Origin of the sequence: Tessaracoccus lubricantis (assembly GCF_039544535.1) — a bacterium.
Classification (GTDB): domain Bacteria; phylum Actinomycetota; class Actinomycetes; order Propionibacteriales; family Propionibacteriaceae; genus Arachnia; species Arachnia lubricantis.
Window position 1 is genome coordinate 1 of sequence record NZ_BAABLV010000048.1, and the last position, 4636, is coordinate 4636.

A 4636-nucleotide genomic window follows, 5' to 3' on the forward strand; every position below is an offset into this window, starting at 1 on the left:
TGGATTACGAGACCCCTGCTGAGAAACTGGCCAAACTAGTTGGTGTTGCACCCACCGATTGAATCCGCCCGCTGTTCGTCGGCGTGTCGCCACCGTGACCCCATCCAATTGCTCACGGTAAACGCCCCGTCGGGGTCCTTCCGGACGTCGCGGAACCCACGTAGGGTCGGTGGCATGAAGATCTGCATCATCGGTGGACACGGAAAGATCGCTCTACTCCTGCACCCCCTCCTGGTGCAGGGCGGCCACGAGGTTGCGGCGCTGATCCGCAACCCGGCCCACGTGAGCGACGTGGAGGAGACGGGGGCCAGCGCTGTGGTGGCCGACGTGGAGTGCCTCGACACCGACGCCCTGGCCGCCCAGTTCGACGGCTTCGACGCCGTGATCTGGTCGGCCGGCGCCGGCGGAGGCAATCCCGAGCGCACCTACGCCGTCGACAGGGACGCGGCCATGCGCGCGGTCGACGCCGCCCTGCAGGCGGGGGTCTGGCGGTTCGTGATGGTCTCCTATGTGGGCTCCGGCGTCGACGACATCCCCGAGGACAACCCCTTCCACCACTATGCGGTGGCCAAGGCCGACGCTGACCAGCACCTGAGGGCGTCGTCGCTCAACTGGACGATCGTCGCGCCCGGACAGCTCACGGAGGAACCGGCCACGGGGAAGATCGAGTACGGCGACCACGTGCTTTCGGGGCTGACCTCCCGCGGCAATGTCGCCCAGGTGCTCGCTGCCGTCGTCGGCCGGGCGGATCTACCCGGCATCACCATCAGGTTCCGCGACGGCGTGCATCCCGTCGGGCTGGCGCTGGACTCGCTGGTGCGCCGGAACAGCGGCCAGACGGTGAACGCGCTCACGGAGGGGGTGGGCCCGCAGGGTCCGTTCCTGCAGGGGGTCGACGAGGACGTGCCGCATGACTGATGGGCTCCAGGCATGGGGCGCGGAGACCGGTTAGGGCATCTGCCCGATGCGACGGGGTGTCCCTCCGGCGGACAGTTGGACCTGTCAGCAATTGCGCGGATCCGGAGCAGGGTCCGCGAGACCGGGGGGACCACAATGTACGACTACCACGTTCCATACGCGATCCATCAGGAACGCGCAGCGGAGCTCGAGCGGGAGGCCACCCTCCGACGCCTTGAGCTTGAGCGACCACAATCGCCGACCGAGCCGAAGCGCTCCTTCGCTTCACTGATCACCTACCTCGTCCGACGCGTCCACAGCGGCGCCCCGCCGCCCGTCACGCCCCGCCCCTCTGGTGGGTACGCCTGACGCTGGCCGGTAGCTACCCGATGGACCCCGAAGCGGCGAACGCTCCGGGGTCCGTCGCCGCGTGGGGTCGTGGGCACGCGGGGGAATCTGCGATGCTATTTTCGTCATCGCTTGATCGGGGGGGCCGTTACGATGTGAGACCTGGCCACGAGCACACCACCTACCCGGTGGATCGGGGCGTAGCGCTCCTCACTCCTCGCGACTGGCCCGGCGGAAGGAGCAGCACGATGCCGAACCACGAAGCCGAACATGCCTCAGAACCCGAGTCAGTGGAACAGACCCGGGACAAGGCGGCCAGCGCCCCCGAACCCGACGACGCGCGCAAGCCGGATTCACCCCCGGACCTGCACAAGACGTCCTGGACGTACGCCTTCAAGCGGTCACTGTCGGAGTTCTCGAAGGACCACGTGACCGACCTTGCGGCGAGCCTCACGTACTTCGCCGTCCTCTCGATGTTCCCGATGCTCCTGGCACTGGTCTCGCTACTGGGCGTCTTCGGCCAAGGCGAGCAATCGGCGCAGGGCATCAGAACCCTCATAGATCAGTACGCCCCAGAGGAACTCGCCGGCCTGTTGGGGGACACCGTCAGCGGGCTGGCTGAGCAGACGGGCGCCGGCCTGGCGCTGGTGACCGGTCTCGTCCTGGCGCTGTGGGCGGCCTCCGGGTACGTGGGTGCCTTCTCGCGGGCGATGAACAGGATCTATGAGGTGGAGGAGGGCCGGCCCTTCTGGAAACACAAGCCACAGATGCTGCTTTTGACCCTCGTGCTGGTGGTCATCCTGGCCGTGATCGTCTTCGCCATGGTCCTGTCAGGGGACCTTGCGCAGTCGGTGGGCGACCTGATCGGCCTCGGCGACACGGCGGTTCTGGTGTGGAACATCGCGAAGTGGCCGGTGATCGTGGCGTTGGCGGTGCTGGTCATCGCGATGCTGTACTACTTCACCCCCAACGTTAAGCAGCCGAGGTTCCGCTGGATCAGCATCGGCGCCGTGCTGGCCCTCGTGGTGGCCGCCGTCGCGGTGGTCGCGTTCTCGATCTACGTCTCCAACTTCGCGTCCTACAACGCCACCTACGGCATCATCGGCTCGTTCATCGTCCTGCTGCTGGGGCTGTGGATCGTCAACAACGTGCTGCTGTTCGGCGCAGAGGTCGACGCGGAGATCGAGCGGGGGAGGCAACTCCAGGGTGGCATCGAGGCGGAGGAGACGATCAAGTTGCCCCCACGCGACACCCGCGCGTCGGAGAAGCTCGCGGACAGGCACACCAAGCTCGTCACGCGGGGCAGGGAGTTGCGGCTGGAGAACGAGCGCTCGACAGATCGCTGAGGCATTCAGGCCCCTGCCACGGCCCGCTCGATCTCGGCCACGTCGATCTTCTGCATCGTGAGCATCGCGGCGAACGCGCGCTCCCGCACCCCTGAATCGGCTGATTCCATGGCGTCGGTGAGCGCTCTGGGCGTGATCTGCCAGGACACACCCCAGCGGTCCTTGCACCAGCCGCAGGCGCTCTCCTGCCCGCCGTTGCCGACGATGGCGTTCCAGTAGCGGTCGGTCTCCTCCTGGTCGTCCGTGGCGATCTGGAAGGAGAACGCCTCGCTCTGCGTGAACTGGGGTCCGCCGTTGAGCCCAATGCAGGGGATGCCGCGTGATTCCCTACGGTCCCCGGGTCGCGCCCGGCGGGGTCGTCGAGCCCGCCGAAGGCCTCACTCTCGACATCACGGGCATGGCGGAGGCCGCCGCCACAGCCGAACGGTGACCTTAGGCAGCACGGCGGTCAAGGTGCCGACGCTGAGCTCGATGATCGGCCTCAAGCTGGTGGCTTGGCACTATAGACATGTCGGTGAACCGAACAAGGATGCGCGCGATCTCGGCCCGCTGCTGCAGGCCACCCGCTACGCTCCCCACGGCGAAGCGCTCTGGGATGACGTAGAAGCGCTCCAGCGTTGGGAGTACCAGGATTACCTCGTGGGCCCCTACCGGGCGGGCCGACAGCTGCACGCTGACTGGGAGCCTGCATCCCTGGAACGGTTGGTCGACATCCTCGACGGTGACGGCTCGACGACTTTGGCCTCGCACATCAGCCGCGCGACCAGGGAAACGGTGGGAGAGCTCGCGGGGCAACTCGCCGCTCTCCGCGCCGGGGATCACCGGCTCCTGACGGACGCAAACAGGCGCCTCGCTCGGCGCGAAGGGGCGACCCGAAGGACGAGGTCTCGCGGGTCTTGCGTGAATCGCTATTGCACGCATATTGCACGAGACGTCGTTCCCATGCCGCAACTGACGTCTGACTAGGGCGAACGATGGTCGGGGCGACAGGACTCGAACCTGAGGCAAGTGTCGTGGCAACTAGGTGTTTACAAGGTATGTTATATGTTTGCGCGCTATGAACTGGTCAATTTGGGGCACCGGTGGGGCAATCTCACGAAGTGGTCATCTTGTCGCCCGAAGTGGAGCTCGTCGTGTCTCGATCCTTCCGGCTTCGGCGGTCATCGCGACTTCGCGGCGGTGACGGCTCGTGCCCAGGTTGAGACGACTGTTTCGTAGGCGTCGGTGGCGGTGACTTGGGGGATGCACTGGTGGCTGAGTGCGTCCTGCCATTCCTGTTCTGAAGGCGGCGCGGCGGGGAGCAGGCTTCGTTCGGGGTAGCCGCCGGTGGGGCCGTGTCTGCGGTAGAGGTGGGCGGCGTCGGTGTCGATGTGGCCGGCGTGGGCGAGTGCCCAGAGGTCGTAGAGGTCGCGGGGCGCGTTGCGGGTGGTCTCGATCCATGCGGAGGTCTTCGCGCCGACGAAGGCTGGCGCCGTGTAGGTGCGCAGGACGACCTCGGGTATGCCGGTGTAGCGCTGCTCGATGGCGGAGTTCTGGGTGGGCCAGTCGGGATAGTCGCGGCCGTCGATGAGCTGGAGCCGTACGTCGACTCGGCCGACGTGCAGGACGCACGCCTGGGTCTCGCGTCGCGTTGGCCAGCCACGGGTGGGCGCTCAGTTCGCCGAATCTGGGTTCCATGTAGTCGCGGAGTGCCTGGTCTAGGAGCGGTGCGACGTCGCGTCTGGCGCCGATGCTGAGCAGGTCGATGTCCTCGGAGAGTCGTAGATCGGGGAGGAAGGTGCGGCTGAGTGCGGTGCCGCCGTAGAAGACGAACCGGTCCGCAAGGGGGCTGAGTGCTGCGAGCAGGTGTGAGACGGCGAAGTCGTGATCGATCTGGGTGGCGGCGACACCGAAGCGACCGGCCCACTGGTCTCGTTCCGTCGGGTCCAGCGCGGCGCCGGGGGTTGGTTGCCTGGTGATTCGTGCCCGGCGTCGGGGGGGTGTCCCTATGGTGTCTGTCAAGCTGCGACGGCTGGTCTTGGCTGGTAGTAGGTCCCGTTGCGGAG

Annotated in this window: 5 protein-coding genes and 1 pseudogene; 3 read left to right on the forward strand and 3 right to left on the reverse strand. The window is 66.8% G+C overall.

What is annotated here, in order from left to right:
- Positions 1–174: 174 nt before the first annotated feature.
- Together ABEA30_RS15260 and ABEA30_RS15265 are read left to right on the forward strand one after the other, a co-directional pair.
- Positions 175–918 carry an SDR family oxidoreductase gene (locus ABEA30_RS15260; RefSeq protein ID WP_345584384.1) on the forward strand — a complete coding sequence of 248 codons (744 nt, stop codon included), beginning with the start codon at positions 175–177 and terminating at the stop codon, positions 916–918.
- A 575-nt stretch (positions 919–1493) separates the two neighbouring features.
- Positions 1494–2591 carry a YihY/virulence factor BrkB family protein gene (locus ABEA30_RS15265; RefSeq protein WP_345584385.1) on the forward strand — a complete coding sequence of 366 codons (1098 nt, stop codon included), beginning with the start codon at positions 1494–1496 and terminating at the stop codon, positions 2589–2591.
- A 5-nt stretch (positions 2592–2596) separates the two neighbouring features.
- Here ABEA30_RS15265 and ABEA30_RS15270 read toward each other — a convergent pair whose 3' ends face one another.
- Complete coding sequence (locus ABEA30_RS15270) at positions 2597–2905, reverse strand: VOC family protein (protein WP_345584388.1); 309 nt, start codon at positions 2903–2905, stop codon at positions 2597–2599.
- Positions 2906–3062: 157 nt separating this feature from the next.
- Between ABEA30_RS15270 and ABEA30_RS15275 the strand changes: the two genes are divergently transcribed.
- Complete coding sequence (locus ABEA30_RS15275; RefSeq protein WP_345584386.1) at positions 3063–3557, forward strand: hypothetical protein; 495 nt, start codon at positions 3063–3065, stop codon at positions 3555–3557.
- Positions 3558–3751: 194 nt separating this feature from the next.
- Here ABEA30_RS15275 and ABEA30_RS15990 read toward each other — a convergent pair whose 3' ends face one another.
- Positions 3752–4195 (reverse strand): nucleotidyl transferase AbiEii/AbiGii toxin family protein, encoded by a 444-nt coding sequence (locus tag ABEA30_RS15990; protein WP_386086328.1) that lies wholly within the window; start codon positions 4193–4195, stop codon positions 3752–3754.
- A gap of 64 nt (positions 4196–4259) precedes the next feature.
- Positions 4260–4592, reverse strand: a pseudogene (locus ABEA30_RS15995) (nucleotidyl transferase AbiEii/AbiGii toxin family protein); the annotation flags it as partial.
- Positions 4593–4636: the final 44 nt, after the last annotated feature.